Origin of the sequence: Methylobacterium sp. J-072, assembly GCF_022829425.1 — a bacterium.
In the GTDB taxonomy this organism is placed as follows: domain Bacteria; phylum Pseudomonadota; class Alphaproteobacteria; order Rhizobiales; family Beijerinckiaceae; genus Methylobacterium.
In genome coordinates this window covers 12,391-28,763 of the sequence record NZ_JAKSYK010000196.1, presented here as the reverse complement: position 1 = coordinate 28,763, position 16,373 = coordinate 12,391, and the positions used below count along the sequence as shown (strand labels likewise).

Annotated in this window: 10 protein-coding genes and 1 pseudogene; 5 read left to right on the top strand and 6 right to left on the bottom strand. The window is 66.3% G+C overall.

The window, feature by feature from the left end; genetic code table 11:
- The first annotated feature begins 21 nt into the window (after positions 1 to 21).
- Entirely contained in the window at positions 22 to 237 is a 216-nt protein-coding gene (locus MKK67_RS25865) for a hypothetical protein (protein WP_243970931.1), read from the top strand.
- Between the two features lie 1,025 nt (positions 238 to 1,262).
- Here MKK67_RS25865 and MKK67_RS25860 read toward each other — a convergent pair.
- Positions 1,263 to 2,699 (bottom strand): carotenoid oxygenase family protein, encoded by a 1,437-nt coding sequence (locus MKK67_RS25860; protein WP_243956495.1) that lies wholly within the window; start codon positions 2,697 to 2,699, stop codon positions 1,263 to 1,265.
- Between the two features lie 488 nt (positions 2,700 to 3,187).
- Between MKK67_RS25860 and MKK67_RS25855 the strand changes: the two are divergent.
- From MKK67_RS25855 to MKK67_RS25845, 3 genes and pseudogenes are all read left to right on the top strand, one after another.
- Positions 3,188 to 4,635: pseudogene (locus MKK67_RS25855) on the top strand (IS1182 family transposase).
- 370 nt (positions 4,636 to 5,005) lie between these two features.
- Positions 5,006 to 7,222 carry a TonB-dependent siderophore receptor gene (locus MKK67_RS25850; RefSeq protein WP_243970972.1) on the top strand — a complete coding sequence of 739 codons (2,217 nt, stop codon included), beginning with the start codon at positions 5,006 to 5,008 and terminating at the stop codon, positions 7,220 to 7,222.
- A 116-nt stretch (positions 7,223 to 7,338) separates the two neighbouring features.
- Positions 7,339 to 7,620, top strand: a complete 282-nt coding sequence (locus tag MKK67_RS25845) for a hypothetical protein (protein ID WP_243956489.1) — start codon at positions 7,339 to 7,341, stop codon at positions 7,618 to 7,620.
- Positions 7,621 to 7,952: 332 nt separating this feature from the next.
- On the opposite strand, the gene MKK67_RS25840 is transcribed toward MKK67_RS25845, so the two are convergent.
- Genes MKK67_RS25840 through MKK67_RS25820 form a run of 5 tightly spaced genes read right to left on the bottom strand, consistent with a single transcriptional unit; the run spans position 7,953 to position 15,345 of the window.
- The gene (locus tag MKK67_RS25840; RefSeq protein ID WP_243970930.1) at positions 7,953 to 9,845 is read right to left on the bottom strand and encodes a TRAP transporter large permease subunit; all 1,893 of its coding nucleotides are present in this window, start codon (positions 9,843 to 9,845) and stop codon (positions 7,953 to 7,955) included.
- 59 nt (positions 9,846 to 9,904) lie between these two features.
- Positions 9,905 to 11,635 carry a thiamine pyrophosphate-binding protein gene (locus MKK67_RS25835; RefSeq protein WP_243970929.1) on the bottom strand — a complete coding sequence of 577 codons (1,731 nt, stop codon included), beginning with the start codon at positions 11,633 to 11,635 and terminating at the stop codon, positions 9,905 to 9,907.
- A 24-nt stretch (positions 11,636 to 11,659) separates the two neighbouring features.
- Positions 11,660 to 12,592 carry an AEC family transporter gene (locus MKK67_RS25830; RefSeq protein WP_147907798.1) on the bottom strand — a complete coding sequence of 311 codons (933 nt, stop codon included), beginning with the start codon at positions 12,590 to 12,592 and terminating at the stop codon, positions 11,660 to 11,662.
- A 58-nt stretch (positions 12,593 to 12,650) separates the two neighbouring features.
- Positions 12,651 to 14,228 (bottom strand): class I adenylate-forming enzyme family protein, encoded by a 1,578-nt coding sequence (locus tag MKK67_RS25825; RefSeq protein ID WP_147907799.1) that lies wholly within the window; start codon positions 14,226 to 14,228, stop codon positions 12,651 to 12,653.
- Positions 14,229 to 14,280: 52 nt separating this feature from the next.
- Positions 14,281 to 15,345 (bottom strand): TRAP transporter substrate-binding protein, encoded by a 1,065-nt coding sequence (locus MKK67_RS25820; protein WP_409568441.1) that lies wholly within the window; start codon positions 15,343 to 15,345, stop codon positions 14,281 to 14,283.
- Between the two features lie 298 nt (positions 15,346 to 15,643).
- Here MKK67_RS25820 and MKK67_RS25815 point away from each other — a divergent pair, with 298 nt between their 5' ends.
- On the top strand, positions 15,644 to 16,363 hold the full coding sequence (locus MKK67_RS25815; RefSeq protein ID WP_243970928.1) for a GntR family transcriptional regulator: 720 nt from the start codon (positions 15,644 to 15,646) through the stop codon (positions 16,361 to 16,363).
- Positions 16,364 to 16,373 lie beyond the last annotated feature (10 nt).

The following is a 16,373-nucleotide window of genomic DNA, read 5'->3' as shown; positions in this document are numbered from 1 at the left end:
GTCGCCGGCTGGGAGAAACGCATGTCTGCCGATACCGAGAAGCACCGCGCTCTGCTTGGCGCCCTCAAGGACGCCCAAGGCAAGGGCAACGGTTCATGCGAGAAGGCTGTCACCGCAGCGTTCGAACACGTCTTCGAGCACCTGGGCCACCTAAACGACCACGTCGCTCGGGGCGGTCCCGAGCGAGGACAGGAACGAGGCAAACCCCAACTAGTACAGAACCATCCCGCCAAATAAGGGGGTCATCTAAAGTATAACCGCTTGCGAGAGCATTGTTACCGAACCTAAATGGTATTGTTCGACGAACAGTAGTGGCGCTAATATTGTTTTGCTCCACCGATGCAATTTACCGTATTTACAGGAGCACTCCCGTTATTCGAAATCAAGTTAAATGTCTAGACGAGGGCTTAGATTGACTTCCCCATAGCTTGCTTCGTGCAGGCCATGAAAACGTCCGCGACGCTTAAATCGGCATGGGGAGCCATTCCGGCCGCGTCATTCAAGCAGGACACCACATCGTTGCGAGAAGCAGCTCCGTCGGTGGATTCCGCCAGCTTCTTCAGGAGGCGGTCTCGGTCAGCATCTGAGGCTGCGTTCCAGTCACGCAAAGTGTCATGCGGATCCAAGGCTAAAACGGGGGTCGCAAATGATACCAGAGTCAAAATAATTAGCGAGCAAACCGGCACCATCGAGGTGCCGCGACCAATTCCATCCGCATTCATTTTAGGTCGCCTAGTTCTGCTGCCTCAAGGGCCTTGGAATAAGTCGTTGTTGCGATAATGCAAATCAAGAACCATCGTTTCTAGCGAACATCCATCGGTAGTGGGGCGTTACTCGCCCTAAGACTCTCGGGTCAGTGAGCCGGAATTTCAGGCTTGTCCGATCTATCTGTGAAGCCGACCTGCATTGACGATGCGCCTTTCTACCGCACGCCTCGGATTTGTGAGCGCAGATGCAGTGGTCAGGATCCCGGGCGCGGGGAAGGCAGGGTCTGTGGGCTCAAAGTGTCTGTCGCATCTCAACTCGCCCTGATGTGTTGACCAGCACCCTGGAGCAGCCGCGCGAGACTTCGGTCGTTGCAGGATTGACGTCGTTCGGTAATGCGACGAGGCTCCTACCCAGTCGATCTTGCGATCCTGCGATTGCAAGGCCGGGGCGCTGCCGGCATCTGGAGCCCGATGAATCGAAACGCGGCGGGGGCCGACTACCGCACGTCCTACAGCAGATTAACGCGTATTGGGTGCCGAAGCATCCGGCGACAGTCACCCGGCCGTATGCTTTGGAAACCAGTTCCCGTGAAAGCCCGGCGGGATCCGGTGCCCGAGGTGGACGGCGGCGATGGGCGCCGCTTCGAACGCGCGCGCGTCAAGGATGATGAAATCAGTCGTGTCGCTCACGGTGTCGACGACAAGCCCGACGAGCCAGCCCTCGTCTTCGCCGGCCTCCGGCCAGGCCGGTACGAAGACGAACTCTCCCGGGACACTGTCAGGGCCGAATTCGTGCACGTGCCGCTCCCCCGTTGCAAGGTCGTGCTTGTAGATTTGTGTCGCGTCCACAAGCTGCGTGTTGCCGTCGGCGGGGACGGAGCCCGTGTAGACGTACCGGTGAAGTTGTCCGAAACGGCGCTCGTCGATCCGGGGGAACTCCTGTGCCGCGTAATCGATCACCCGACGGTCGACTTGCCCCGTCGCCGGGTCGACGGTCCAGCGTTCCAGCCAGCCCGGTGCGTCGAGGCCGCCGCCAGCCGAGGCGAACACCCTCTCGTAGGCCACGACGTCGAGGACCACGCGCCCGTCAGCGTCGTCGTAGGCGTTGGCGACGTGGAAGGCGAAGCACGGCTCGATTGCGCACCACACGATGTCGGCGGCAGTACCATGCCGCGGGAGCAGGCCGACACGGGCGCCGTGGGCCGGGTTCCAGCGGAACGGGAAGCGGTATCCTGCAAGCACCGCCCGCATTGAGAAGGTGACAGGCAGGTCCATCACGACGACGAAGCGCGTCGTGATGGCGCAATCGTGGATGCAGGGGCCGTGCGCGACCGAAATCGCTACGTCACGCACAACGCGACCGGCGGGCGAGATGACGACGTGTCGAACGCTGTCCCAGATGCGGCCGTCATAGGCGATGGCATGTGTCTCACCGGTCGCCGGATCGCGATGCGGGTGTCCAGTGAATGAGCCGGCGAGGGTGCCGTCGAACGGATCGTATCGCTGCGCCTCCAAGTCCTCGGACAACAAGACGGGAAAGCTGCCGGCTTCGACTACGGCGAAGGCGCGGTTACCGATCTCGACGACGTTGGTGTTGACGGTGTCGTCGCCGCGGCGCGGCCCCGGGGCAGCGGGCCGGCCGAGCGCTGCGGATGCCGCACGCGAGCCGATCCAGCGGTTGCGGTACCACAAGGCCTTCCCGTCCTGGATGCAGAGACCGTGCACCATGCCGTCGCCCAGGAACCAGTCGTGGCCGCGCGTCGTCGGGCCGGCGGGGTTGGCGCCCATCTTGAGGTAGCGGCCGTCGAGCCCCGCCGGGATCGTCCCGGTCACGCGCAGATCCCGCAGGGTCAGCTCCTCGCGCATCGGCGCATGGACGCCGACCGCGAAGGGGTGCTGCGTCCACGGAAGGCACAGCCGATTGCAGGCCGCCACCAACGCGACCAGGCCCTCGGCGGTGGCACGCAGGCTGGACTCAATCAAGTTCGGCATCTGGTGCTGGCTCGGGGCGATCGGAGGGAGAGCGAGGGCCCTCGCGATCGAGGCGTCCCCATATTCGGGCAAGAATGATAGCTCTGTTCATTTGGGACGACTGGGCGATCTTGTCGGTGATGTATCCAACTCCGTCCGGGCGTGCGACGGGAGTGGATCGCTACGTCGATGGCTCGGCCAGCCAAGCGCCCGGACGCCTCCAGCCGCCGGTCGAATAGCCACCTGCGGGTTTGCCATCGGCAAGCTTTTTCGGCGTGATTGGGTCGGTTCGAGCCTGTCCGCTCTTCCGACCGACTTTCTCCGATGCGGACAGGCCGCTTACGGCCAGCTCCGGCCGGCCGCTTCGAGACCAAGACAGCCGTTTAGCGGGGCCGCTGGCCTGCTCCGAAGCGGACAAAGGGTGTAGAAGGGCGAACGTCATAGAAGGGTGCAGGCTGTGTGAAAACGCGCTGATTTGGTAGAGTAGATCCTGGTCTGAGGAGGTCGGGATGAAGCGCTTCATCGCAGGCGAGGATCGTCAGCAGATCACGCTCCTTCCCGACTGCCTGGACGACTACATCACCGCCGACAATCCGGTTCGCCTGATCGAGGTCTTCGTCGATGAACTGGATCTAGCCGCGCTCGGCTTCGCGGGCGCCGTGCCGGAGGCAACGGGCCGCCCGGCCTATCACCCGGCGACGCTGCTCAAGATCTATCTCTACGGCTACCTCAACCGCGTCCCGTCGAGCCGCCGCCTCGAACGCGAGAGCCAGCGCAACATCGAGTTGATTTGGCTCACCGGCCGGCTCATGCCCGACTTCAAGACGCTGGCCGAGTTCCGTAAGGACAATGGCCCGGCCATTCAGGCGGCCTGCGCGCGGTTTGTGGTGCTGTGCCGCCAATTAAACCTGTTCAGCAAAGCGGTCGTCGCCATCGACGGCAGCAAGTTCAAGGCGGTCAACAACCGCGACAAGAACTTCACCGCCGCCAAGGTCGAAGCCCGTCTGGCGCAGGTTGAGACGAGCATCGGCCGCTACCTCGCGGCGCTGGATCGGGCCGACCGCGCGCCGAGCGACATCGCAGAGGCGCGCACGACGCGGCTCAATGAGAAGATCGCTCGTCTGCGCGAGCAGATGCAGGTTCTCCAGGCGATGGGCCGGCAAATCGAGGCCGCCCCCGACGGCCAAGTCTCGCTGACCGATCCCGACGCTCGCTCCATGGCGACCAGCGGCAAGGGCACCGGCATGGTCGGCTACAACGTCCAGGCCGCGGTCGATACCGAGCACCACCTGATCGTGGCGCATGCGGTAACCAACGTCGGCAGCGACCGGGCGCAGCTCACACCGATGGGCCTCCTGGCGCAGGCAGCGACGGGATGCGCGACGCTCACGGTGCTGGCCGACCGGGGCTATCTCAACGGGGAGCAGGTGCTGGTCTGCGAGGGCACGGGCGTGCTGATGTGTGTGCCCAAGACCCTGACCTCGGGCCATGCCAAGCGCGGCCTCTCCACGGGACAGGACTTCATCTTTGACGCTGAGAGGGACACTACACCTGTCCGGCCGGCCAGCACCTGACCAAGGGGCTTGTCCGGTCCGATCGCCGAACCGAGGGCGACGCGATGGACCACTACCGCAACCTGACGGCCTGTCTCGATTGTGCGCTCAAGCCCCGCTGAACGCCCGCAGAGACGCGGCGGGTCAAACGCTGGGTGCACGAGGACGTGCTCGATGCGATGCAGGAGCGGCTCGACCGGATGCCAGACGCGATGAAGATCCGTCGCCAGACGGTGGAGCACCCATTCGGCACACTGAAGGCCTAGATGGGAGCAACACACTTCCTGACCCGGACCTTGGCGAAGGTCAGGACCGAGATGAGCTTGCAGGTTCTGGCCTACAACATGAAGCGGATGATCCAGATCTTCGGGGTCGGTCCGCTGATGGCAGCGATCCGAGCCTGAGGCCCACCACCGCGCTCCGCGACGCTACTCCGAGCATCTCCCCAAACCCTGGGGATCCGCGTTCTCACACGGCCTCGGTGGGAAGCGGAAGTTAACTCAACGCTTGGAAGCGGACGTTCAACTCCGTCCTTGGCTCAGTCGTTCGAGGTGATGCAGTTAGCATTCAAGGGGTGCCCACGGTCGGACACCATTTGGGGCAGCTTCCTCTCGCGCATGACCAGGGGGAGCTCGGTACGCTCCAGCTTAGAATTGCTTCAGATTTGAACCGTTGTAAGTGTGTGATCTATAACACGTTTTCGGCTTGATCAACGATCCTTGAACGATGATTACGGCGGTACTGCGCCGCTGGAGGCGCGTGTCAGCGTGATCTATACCCTACCGCTCATCGCTCCTCGCCGTTCTTCTCGCAATCACCGCCCTTGCCGGTCCCGCGGCGGCGCAGGACGGGACCATTCAGCTCAACGAGATTTCGGTCGACGCGGCAGGACCGGGCAGCTCCGCCCCAGGACCGGCGGGCTCGGGCGGCCTTAATGTCAGCGCCGGCGACGGCGGCACGGCCGCCACCAGCGGCGGCGGCGGCCCGTCCGGCATCACCGGCTATACCGCTCGCGTCACGACCGCCGGGACCAAGACCAACACGCCGATCATCGAGACGCCGCAATCAATCTCCGTCGTCACCCGCGAGCAACTCAACGACCGCAACGTTCAGACCCTGAGCGATGCGATCAACTACGTCCCGGGCGCCATATCGGCCCGGTCGGGCTTCGACCCGCGGTTCGACCAGATCTTCATCCGCGGCTTCGACGTGCTCACCAACCAGGGCACCTACCGCGACGGACTGCGCGTGATCGGCAGCGGATTCATCTACCCGCGCATCGAGCCCTACGGCGCGGAGGCCGTGACCATCCTGCGCGGTCCGTCCGCTGGACTGTACGGCCTCGGCTCGCCCGGCGGCATTCTCGACATCACCAGCAAGCGTCCTGTCTTCGTGCCGTTCGGCGAGGTGCAGTTCCAGGCCGGGAGCTTTGACCGTTTCCAGGGCAACTTCGACGTCGGCGGCCCCATCGAGGGCTCGGGCGGCACCATGGCCTATCGCCTCACAGGCCTGCGCCGCGAGGCGGGCACTTTCATCGGCCTTGGCACCAATGACGACCGGTTTAACATCGCGCCCGCCTTTACCTGGAAACCCGACGCGGCCACGACCTTCACGTTCCTGAGCGAGTTCCAGACGACGAACACGCCCGCCACGACGTTCTACTACAACTACCCGGGTTTTCGGGCGAGCCCGTACTATATGGGCGACTTCCGCTTCGCCGGGCTCGACCAGACACAGTACCGGGTCGGCTACGCCTTCGAGCATTTCATCACGCCCGATTTGGTCTTCCGCCAGAACTTCCGTCACTACGGAGTCTTTCTCAGTGCTAAATACGTCGACATCAACGGCATCAACGACGCAAACACGATCGGCACGCGCGACACCGGCTACATCCGCGAGGGCTTGGTGCAGCAGACGCTGGACAACCAGCTGGAGGCGCGCTTCGCCACAGGTCCGGTCGCCCACACCGTGGTTGGGGGCGTCGACTACGCCCGGTACAGCCTGAGCGCCCGCTTCGGCTTCGGCCTAGCCCCGGACCTGAACCTGATCACGAGGAACTACGGCCAACAGTTCATCGCAACACCGACCCTCGGGTCCGCTTCACGTCAAACTCAGGAACAGATCGGCGTCTACCTGCAGGATCAGGCCAAGTTCGGCGACTTCATCCTGACCCTGAACGGGCGCCGCGACTGGGTCTTCCAAGACAACTTCGCTACCCCCGACAGCGCGGTCTCGCGCCAGGACAATGGCGCCTTCACGGGTCGGGTCGGGTTGGGCTACGTCCTGGCGCCGGGGCTCGTGCCCTACGCGAGCTACGCCACGACCTTCACCCCGCAGGTCGGCCTCGACCGAAACGGACAGGCGTTCAAGCCGGCCACTGGTGATCAGATTGAGGCGGGGGTGAAGTACCTGATCCCCGGCACCAATATCCAGACTGCGTTCGCCGGGTTCGACATCACTCAGTCGAACATCCTGATCCCCGACGCGTCCTCTCTCGCGTTTCAGACTACTGGTGGTGCTGTACGCTCGAAGGGCTTCGAGGCGGAGGCGACCGCCAATCTCGCACCGGGCACGAACCTGACCATAGCCTACACGCACGTCGACATCCGGTTCGTGAACTCGGTCTCGTCCACCGGCCAGTCGATTGCCGGGAACCTCGTCTCGGGCATCCCCCAGGATACCTACGCGTCGTTCCTGACCTACGCGTTCCCGCCGTCCTCGGCCTTGCGCGGCCTTCAGATCGGCGGCGGTATCCGCTACATCGGTTCGAGCTACGCGGATGACCAGAACACGGTGCGCAACACCGCCGTCACGCTCTACGACGCGCTGGTCGCCTACGATTTTGCGGCGCTTGACCCGAAGTACAAGGGCTTCCGCGCACAGCTCAACGGCTACAACATCTTCGACCGGAATTACCAGACCTGCTCGTTCGGGTTCTGCAACCGCAACCAGCCAGCGACGGTCATTGGCAGCCTGATCTACCGGTGGTGAGAGGCGCCGCCTCCAGCGGCTGGGTATCCGACCACTGAGCCGTCACACCAGCACGATGACCATGGCGCGCTGCGTGGCGAGCTGCGGCTTAGTCGACACTGGCGTGGGAGGGTGCCGTGCACGAGATCAAGCTGACCCCAACTTACCAAGACACCCGTCGTCTCGCGCAGCTTCGCAAGCAGGCCAAGCGCCTCGGACTGAAGTTGTCGAAGTCGCGCTGGCATCAGCCTTATGTCCGGAACCGCGGCGGCCTAATCCTTCTCGATAGTCGGGACAAGGTTGTCGCAGGGGACGGTTACAGCCTCGATCTGGCGTCGGTCGAATGGATCCTGTCCGTTATGGCCGAGCAAATGCCGTCTTCAATGCCACGATCAATGGAACGTATGGGGCAAGCATAGAAGGCCTTGCTCAATGCCGACCACGCTGCTGGTAAGCAGACTTTTCCGAGGCCCTACAAGGGTCGTGAGCGGGGGTTACAACCGCGTCCGCTTTTCTGGTTTCCTGTTCAGAAGCGGACCAGCCGCAATCGGCCATACTACGCCATGCCGGATCGCCGACCCGCGCAAAACTAGACGTTCGGCTTTGCGCCCATCTCAGACATTCCTCCCTTACGATGCGCTTCTCTTAAGCGGACGTCCAAGCGGTGCACAGCACGGTTCATATCTCCCCATGAGCCGAACATGGATTGGAACTGCCTCAGTGCGCCGCGTGTCCTCTCATCTGGGCTGGCTTAGAGGAATCCGATCGAGAACCAGGGGACGAGGATGATGACGAGCAGGCCAATCAAGAGGGCGACGATGTAGCCGACGATCGGGCGCATCCCGGCATCGGGGTGGATCCGGCTGATGGCGCAGGCCGCGTAGTAGCCGACACCGAAGGGCGGGGCGAACAGGCCGATGCCCATCGCGAGAATCACCACCATGGCGTAGTGGACCTCGTGCACCCCGACCGCCCGGGCGATCGGGAACAGCAGCGGGCCGAACAGCACGATCGCCGGGATGCCCTCCAGCACCGAGCCCAGGACGATGAAGGCGAGGGCCGAGACGAACAGGAAGCCGAGCGCGCCGCCCGGCAGGCTCTTCATCACCTCGGCCAGCGTCTGCGAGAAGCCCGACTGGGTCAGCGCCCAGGCCATGCCAGTGGCCGCGCCGATGATCAGCAGGATCGCCCCCGACAGCGTGGCGGTGGTCACCAGCATCGGGTAGAGCCGCCGCCAGTCGAACTGCTGGTAGATCAGCAGCCCCGCCAGCGCCGCGTAGACGATGCCGATGGTGGACACCTCGGTGGCGGTGGCGATGCCCTCGACCACGGCGAAGCGGATCACGAACGGCAGGGCCAGCGCCGGGATCGCGACCAGGAAGGCGCGGCCGATGATGCGTCCGGACGGCCGGGCGACGTAGCTGAGGTCCTCCCGGCGGTAGCGCCACCAGACCAGCGCGCAGAGGGTCGCGGCGAGCACGAGACCGGGCAGCAGGCCGCCGGTGAACAGGGCCGTAATCGACACGCCGGTGACCGAGCCGATGGTGATAAGCACGATGGAGGGCGGGATCGTCTCGGTCTGCGCGCCGGTAGTGGCGAGCAGCGCCACGAGGTCGCCCTCCTTGGCGCCCCGGGCCCTCATCTCGGGGAACAGCACGGGGGCGACCGCGGCCATGTCGGCGGCCTTCGAGCCGGAGATGCCCGACACGAGGTACATCGCGCCGACCAGCACGTAGTGCAGGCCGCCGCGGACGTGCCCGAGCAGGCTCGCCAGGAACCCGACCATGGCGCGGGCCATGCCGGTCATCTCGATGAGCAGGCCGAGGAACACAAACAGCGGCACGGCGAGCAGGATCAGGTGGCTCATGCCCTCGTCCATGCGCCCGACCACCACCATCGCGGGCGCGTGGGTGGTCAGCGTGATGTACGCGAAGGTGGACAGGCCGAACGCGAAGGCGATTGGCACGCCGGAGAAGACCAGCGCGCCGACGCCTAGGACGAAGAACAGCAGCAGGTTGAGGTTGCCGAGGTCCATCAGCCAGGGCTGGAGGGCCACGAGTCCGGCGGCGACCGCGACGCCGAGCACGAGCGCCCCCGCGGTCAGCTTCCAGTCGGCCGTCTCCAGGAGCCGGATCGCCGCGACGAGCAGCATGAGGCCCAGCCCGACCGGCAGGGCGGCGGCGCGCCACGCGTTGTTCAGCTCCAGCGCGGGCGTCTGGACGAAGGTCTCCTCGCTGGCGAACTCCCAAGCCGGCTCCAGCAGCAGCGCCACGAAGATCAGGCCCGCCACCAGGGCGACCGTCTCCAGGAAGGTGCGCAGGCGCGGCCCGCTCATGGCCACGAAGGCGGTCATCCGCATGTGCTCGGCGCGGCGGAAGGCGACCACGGCGCCCAGCATGGCGAGCCACAGGAACAGGATCGAGGCGAGCTCGTCGGACCAGACGAGGGGTTCGCGGAATACGTAGCGGCTCACGACGCCGCCGAGCAGCACCGCGATCTCGGCGAGCACGAGCAGGGCGGCGGGGATCTCTACGAGGTAGCCGAGCCCGTCGTCGAGGCGGCGCAGCCAGCCCCGGGCGCGCAGGGGCGGACCCGAAAGCTCGAGCCCGGCCGCGCTCTCGACCGCCGCGATATCGATCTGCATGCTGCCCTCCCATCAGGCGGCGACGCCGGGACTGCCGCCCGGTTCGTCGCGTCGTCGATCTACGGTGTCTCGCTCGTACGCGTCGCACGCCATGTCCGTTCCGCCTCGTCCCAGGCGGCCAGTGGCTGAAGATCGGGGACCCAGGCGAGGCCGGTCTTGGCGTCGGATGAGACAGCTTCGGGGGTCACCACGATGTCGAGAAGCGCCGGCCGATTGGCGAGCGCGCGCGCGATGGCCGGTCCAAGCTGCTCTGCGGTCTCCACGCGCTCCCCATGCATGCCGAAGGCGCGGGCCATCGCGGCGTGATCGCTGAACTGAAGCAGGGTTCCGACGACCTTGCCGTGCGTGACTGTCTGATCATGCACCTCGATCTGCCACGCGCCGTTGTTAGCCACGACGATCAGCACCGGCGCCTTGTGGCGCGCGGCCGTGTCGAGTTCGATGGCGTTAAAGCCGAAGGCGCCGTCGCCGGTCGCGACCAGTACGGTTTTGTCCGGCCGCGCCAGGCTCGCGGCGATCCCATAGGGCACCCCGACGCCGATGCAGCCGAACGGCCCCGGATCGAGCATGGTCGGCGCCGACAGGCCGACGCGGGCAAAGCTCAGGAAATCGCCCCCGTCGGTGATCACGATGGCGTCGTCACCGATCGCGTCCTGGAGGGCGGAGATCACCCGGTTCGGGTGAAGGCGGCCATCGCTGCCGTTGGGCGCCTCCGCCATCGTCTGGCGGAGCTTCTTCGCGCGCCCTACATGGCTCGCGCGGAGCTTGCCCGCCCAGTCGGGGTCGACCGCCGAGGGCCGGTTGCCAGCGGTCTCGACCAGCGCGCTGAGTGCCGGGCCGGCAGATGCGAGGATCTCCACCGCGCCGCGGCGATTGTCGCGCAGCTCCTGCGGGATGTCGGCGATGCGCACGAACTTGGCGTCCCCGAACACGGCCGGCGACCCGTAGGCGAGCTGGAAGTCAAGGCGGCGGCCGACGGTGAGCACCACGTCGGCGTCGCCCATCACCGCTCCGCGCATGGCCGCGACCACGGCGGGATGGCCGTCGGGCACCAGGCCGCGGCTTTCGCCGGTGTCGAGGTAGACGGCGCCGAGGCGGTCGAGCAGCGCGGTCAGCTCCGGCCCGGCCCCGCGGGCGCCGCGCCCCGAGATCACCAGGACGCGCCGGGCCGACCACAGCAACTCCACCGCCTCGGCAATCCGGTCGGGATCTGGCCGCGCCTGCGCGCGCGGCCGGGGCGCGAGGTGCTCGGGCAGTTGCATGGCCTTCGGCACGGGCTGGCGCATCGTGTCGGTGGGGAAGTCGATATAGGCGGGTCCCGGCTCGCCGCCCTCGCCCAAGGCGCGGGAGATCGCCTCGTCGAGCTCGGCCAGGGCTAGCGTCGACTCGCGCACAGTGCGGGCGTAGCGGGTGACCGAGCGCACAATCGCCGTGTGGTCGAGGTCCTGCAGGCCGCCGCGGTTCTCCTGGGCCCGCGGGCTGGTGCCGGAGATGACCAGCACGGGCGCGCGGGAGACGTGGGCGTTGGCAATGCCGGTGACCGCGTTCGTCATGCCGGGGCCCGCCGTCACCAGGGCGACGCCGATTCTCCCGGTCACCTCGGCATGGGCCTGCGCCATGTGCACAGCGGCGCGCTCGTCGCGCACGTCCACGATGTCGATGCCCTCCGCGTCGAGGCGCATCCAGATCGGCATGATGTGGCCGCCGCATAGGGCGAAGACCCGCTCGACGCCCCGCGCCTTCAGCGACTTGGCGATCAGGGCGGCGACGCTATCTGGAGTGACCTGCATGCGGATGATCCTTTCTCAGGGGGCTCAGCCGAGCCATGCCACGAGGGTCGAGACGGTGAGGACGGAGACGAGGTGCGAGATCAGGATCGCCCCGGAGGTCACGCCCGCCCGCAACCCATAGAGCTTGGCGATGGTAAAGGGGCCCGAGCCGATCGGCAGCGCGCTGAGCAGCACCGCCGCCCGCGCCCAGAGCGGCGGCACGTCGAAGATCCAGAAGACGAGAAGGGCCGTCACGGCCGGCTGGAACAGCAGCTTCAGGACGACCAGCAGGCCGATCCGGCTCCGGTCGCCGGACAGCGCGCTCTCCTGGGCGAGGAACAGGCCTATGCAAACCAGTGCGCACGGGGACGCCGCGCCGCCGAGGAGCTTGGCGGCGGTCTCCAGCGGCTGGGGCAGCGGCAGGCCGGTGAGGCCGGCGCCGAGCCCCGCGACCGGCGCCAGAAACAAGGGGTTGCGCAGGAGCGAGACCAGGACCCGGCGCACGGTGTTGCGGCGGTCGACGCCCCGGCGGAGGTCGAACTCCACGAGCACGATCGCCGTGAGGAACAGGACGCATGCGGTGAACAGGGTGGCGATCACCGCTGCCGGGAGGCCCTCCGGCCCGAACACCAGCAGGCAGAGCGGGATGCCCATGAAGCCGACGTTGCCGTAGCCCGCATCCAGCCCCTCGATACTGGCATCCGCCATCGAGCCGCCGCGGCGTAGCCCGAACCAGAAGGCCAAGGCGAAGGTGAGGCTGATGCCACCGGCAAATCCCGCCGCGAAGCCGACCTGCCCGATCTCGGCCGGCGTGATCCGGGCCATCGTCGTGAAGATCAGCGCCGGCAGCGCGAGGTAGACCGCGAAGCGGTTGATGCTGTCGGTCGACTCGCGCGTGAACCCGCCCAAGCGGCTGCACAGGAACCCAACCAGGATCAGCGCAAAGATCGGGACGGCCGCGTTCAGGACGGCCTGCATCGCACCGGCCGTCGACGGGGACTGGGGCGGGGGAATCGACGGGCATCGCGGGCACCCATCAAGCCGGCGTGCCCGCACCGGCCTCGGCGCTCAACTGCGCCTTGAGGACGCGGTAGAGCACCTTGCCGGTGGCGTTGCGCGGCACGGCCTCGGCGGCGATGAAAGAGCAGGTGCGCGGCCGCTTGTAGCCGGCCAGTCGGTCCCGGCTCCAGCCGATCAGGTCGGCTTCGGTCAGGGCGGTGCCCGGGTGCAGTACGACGACGGCGTGGACGCGCTCGCCCCACTTGGCGTCCGGCAGACCGACTACGGCAACGTCTTGCACGCAGGGATGGGTGCCGAGCGCCGCCTCGATCTCGGAGGGATAGACGTTCTCGCCGCCCGAGATGATCATGTTGCTCTTGCGGTCGACTAGTTGGATGAACCCGTCCGCGTCGCGCCGGGCCATGTCGCCCACCGTGCAGTACGCGCCGCGGAAGGCGGCGGCGGTCTTTTCCGGCAGCTTCCAGTAGCCGTCGAAGGTGTAGGGATTGCAGGAATAGAGTTCGCCGGGCTCCCCGTCCGGCACCTCGTCGCCATCCGCGTCGAGGATCCGGATTGGGGCGGAGCCGACGCATTCGCGGCCGACCGAGCCGAGTTTCGTGAACTGGTCGCGGGGGTGTAGCATCGTCACCCAGCCGGTCTCAGTCGCCCCGTAGAGCTCGTACAGCCCGGAATTGTGGAACAGCCCCATCACCGCCCGCTTGGTCTCCTGGCGGGCGGGCGCGGAGGAGATCATCAGCTTGGTGACGCGGTCGAGGTCGTAGCGTGAGCTCTCCTGCGCGGACAAGCCGAGCATCATGATGTAGTGGGTCGGCACGAGCGAGGTGAAGGTCGCGCCGCCCTCGGCCAGGGTGCGCAGGCAGTGCTCTGGGTCAAAGCTCTTGCGCGAGTAGATCGTCGTCGCACCGCCGCAATAGCTGAACGCCCCGAAGAAGTAGAGCGAGTTGGCGTGGCACATCGGCATGACGAGCAGCGCGCTGTCATTGCGGTGGATGCCGAGCTCGATCTCCGTGCATAGGGCCATGAGGCTGGCACCGCGGTGACTGCGGATTGCGCCCTTCGGGTTGCCGGTGGTGCCCGAGGTGTACATCAGCATCCACGGATCGGCCGCTGCGACGGCCACGTCCGGCTCGGCGTCGCTGGCGGCCGCGAGGAATGCCTCGTAGTCCCGGTAGCCTTTCGGGCAAGGCGTGGGCCCGAAATGGACGACGTTGCCCTCGGGCAGGCCGAGATCAGCTCGCACATCCTCGACGACGCCGGCCAGCTCGTCCTGAACGATCAGGGCCGACGCCTCGGCGTTGGTCATGATGAAGCGGATCTCGGGCCCGACGAGGCGGAAGTTGATCGGCACGGCGACGAGGCCAGCCTTGGCGGTCGCCGCGTAGATCTCGGCCCATTCTACGCAGTTGTAGGCGAGCACCCCGACGCGCGCGCCCTTCCCGAGGCCGAGGCCGAGCAGCGCGTTCGCCAAGCGGCAGGCGCGCGCGTTCCACAGGTGGAACGTCATCGATCGTTCCAGGTCGCGCGCGCCGAGGCGCTCCGGCGCGAGCCGCGCATGCACCGAGAGCATCTGCCCGAGCGTCAGGAGCTCCTTCATGGCGCCATCTCCTCGATCGTTCTCGCCTGGTGGTTCCCGCCTTTCGGACGCATCAGCCGATGGCGCCGGCGTACTTCTCCAGCAACGCCCACGCTTCGGTCCCGAACTTGCCCTTCCAGGTCTTGTAGAAGTCCGTCTTGGCGAGAGCCTGCTGGAACTGCGCCGGATCGGTGGTGTTGAAGGCCAGCCCCTTTCCCTCCAGCGCCACTTTCAGGTCGGCACTATCCTTGAGGTTGTCCTCGCGCTGCTTGAGGGCGGCGGCATTGAAGTGCTTGGCCATTACCGCTTGCAAGTCCGCTGGGATCGTCTTCCAGACGCGGCCGCTCGCGAGCAGCCAGAAGCCGTCCCAGGCGTGATTGGTGAGCGAGCAGAACTTCTGCACCTCGTAGAACTTCGTCGCGTTAATGATCGCCAGCGGGTTTTCCTGCCCGTCAGTGATCCTGGTCTGAAGTGCGGCGTAGGCCTCGCTCAGGGGGATGCTGGTCGGCGCGGCACCCAGCGCCGTGAACAGCGAGACCCACAATGGGACGACGGGCACGCGGATCTTGAAGCCCCTGAGGTCCTCGGGACGGCTGATCGGCTTGGTGCTCGTCGTGACTTGGCGGAAGCCGTTGTCCCACATCGCCTCGAACGGATGCAGGTTGGCTTTCTCGATGCTGCTGCGCATGTACGCACCGACCTCGCCGTCCATTGCCGGCCAGACTTTGTCGTAGCTCGGGAAGACGAACCCGATGGCCGGCAGCGCGGCTGCTGACACCAGCGTCGACAGCAGGGTCGTGGGCATAGTCGCGAGTTCGAGCGCCCCCGAGCGCAGCTGCGAGATCATGTCCGTATCGCTGCCGAGCTGATTGTTCGGGAACACGGAGATCGACAGGCGCCCGTTCGTCTCCTTCTCGATCGCGCCAACCGCCTCGGCGAGCCGGACGTTGAGTGAGTGCGTCAGCGGCACGTCGTTGCCGAACTTCAGTTTAAGCGGCGCCCCCTGCGCGCGTAGGACCGCCGGGCTGAGCACGGTCCCTGCGCCGAGCGCTGCCGCGCCGGCGAGCCCGAGGAAAGCCCGGCGGCCGAGGGGAGCGGTCCGATCCGGGCGAATGGACGCGTTGGTTGGCGTGGTCACGGCGTTCCTCCCATGCTCGCCGCGTTGCGAACCGTCGCACGCGGCTTTGTATAAGTCCGCCGGCTCGCGCCGGACAGCGTCAGGTGACGCATCCAACGGCCGGGCAAAGACCTCATCGGCGTGAACACTGAGATGGCGCTCAGCATCCGCCCAATCGCGTCTCCAGGCCCAGCGCCTTAGAAACCCTCGCCGACTCACTTTGAATTCGAATATGGTATGCGAGTTTTGAATTTGCACAAGCGCTGAAATGGTGCAGGATCGCTCCAGCGGGTGGCAGGAAAGACGGCGGGCGGGAAAGATGGCGGGCGGGGCGCCAGTGCCAAGTCTGGTCGAGCAGGTCTACGAGCGGATCCTTTCCGAGATCTGCGAGGGCACGCTCGCGCCGAACGCGCGGCTGATCCAGGACGAGCTCGCGGCCGCCTATGAGGTTTCGCGGCAGCCGGTGCAGCAGGCGCTGATGCTGCTGCGCGAGCGCGGCTTCGTGGCCGACGCCCCGAAACGCGGGGTGATCGTGACGCCGCTCGACGCTGACGTGCTGCGGGACGTCTACGAGACCCGGGAGGTACTGGACGGCCTGTCCTGCCGGCTGGCAGCCGAGCGGGGCTCCGATCGCGCTCAGGCCGAGGGCCCTGCCCTCATCGCGCGGGGCCGGGAGGCGATCAGCGGCGGATCAGTCGCCCGGCAGATCGCCGCGGACCTGGATTTCCACCAGTTCATCTACGCAATATCGGGCAACCGGTCGGTGGAGGAGGCAGCCCGTCCGCACTGGCACTTCATGCGCCGGATCATGGGCGCGGTGCTGCGGGTCGAGCGCGACATCTCCAGCGACATCTGGAACGAGCACACCACCATACTGGACGCGATCATCGCGGGGGAGCCCGCGGAGGCCGAGATGCTGGGGCGCGCCCACATCGCGCGCGCCTCGAAGAAGTTTTCGGGCCAGCTGCGCGCGCTCCAGGAGCAGACGGCGGCCCGGCACAAGAGCCGTTCGCTGACCGCGCATTCCAGAATTGGGTGACCGGGTGCAT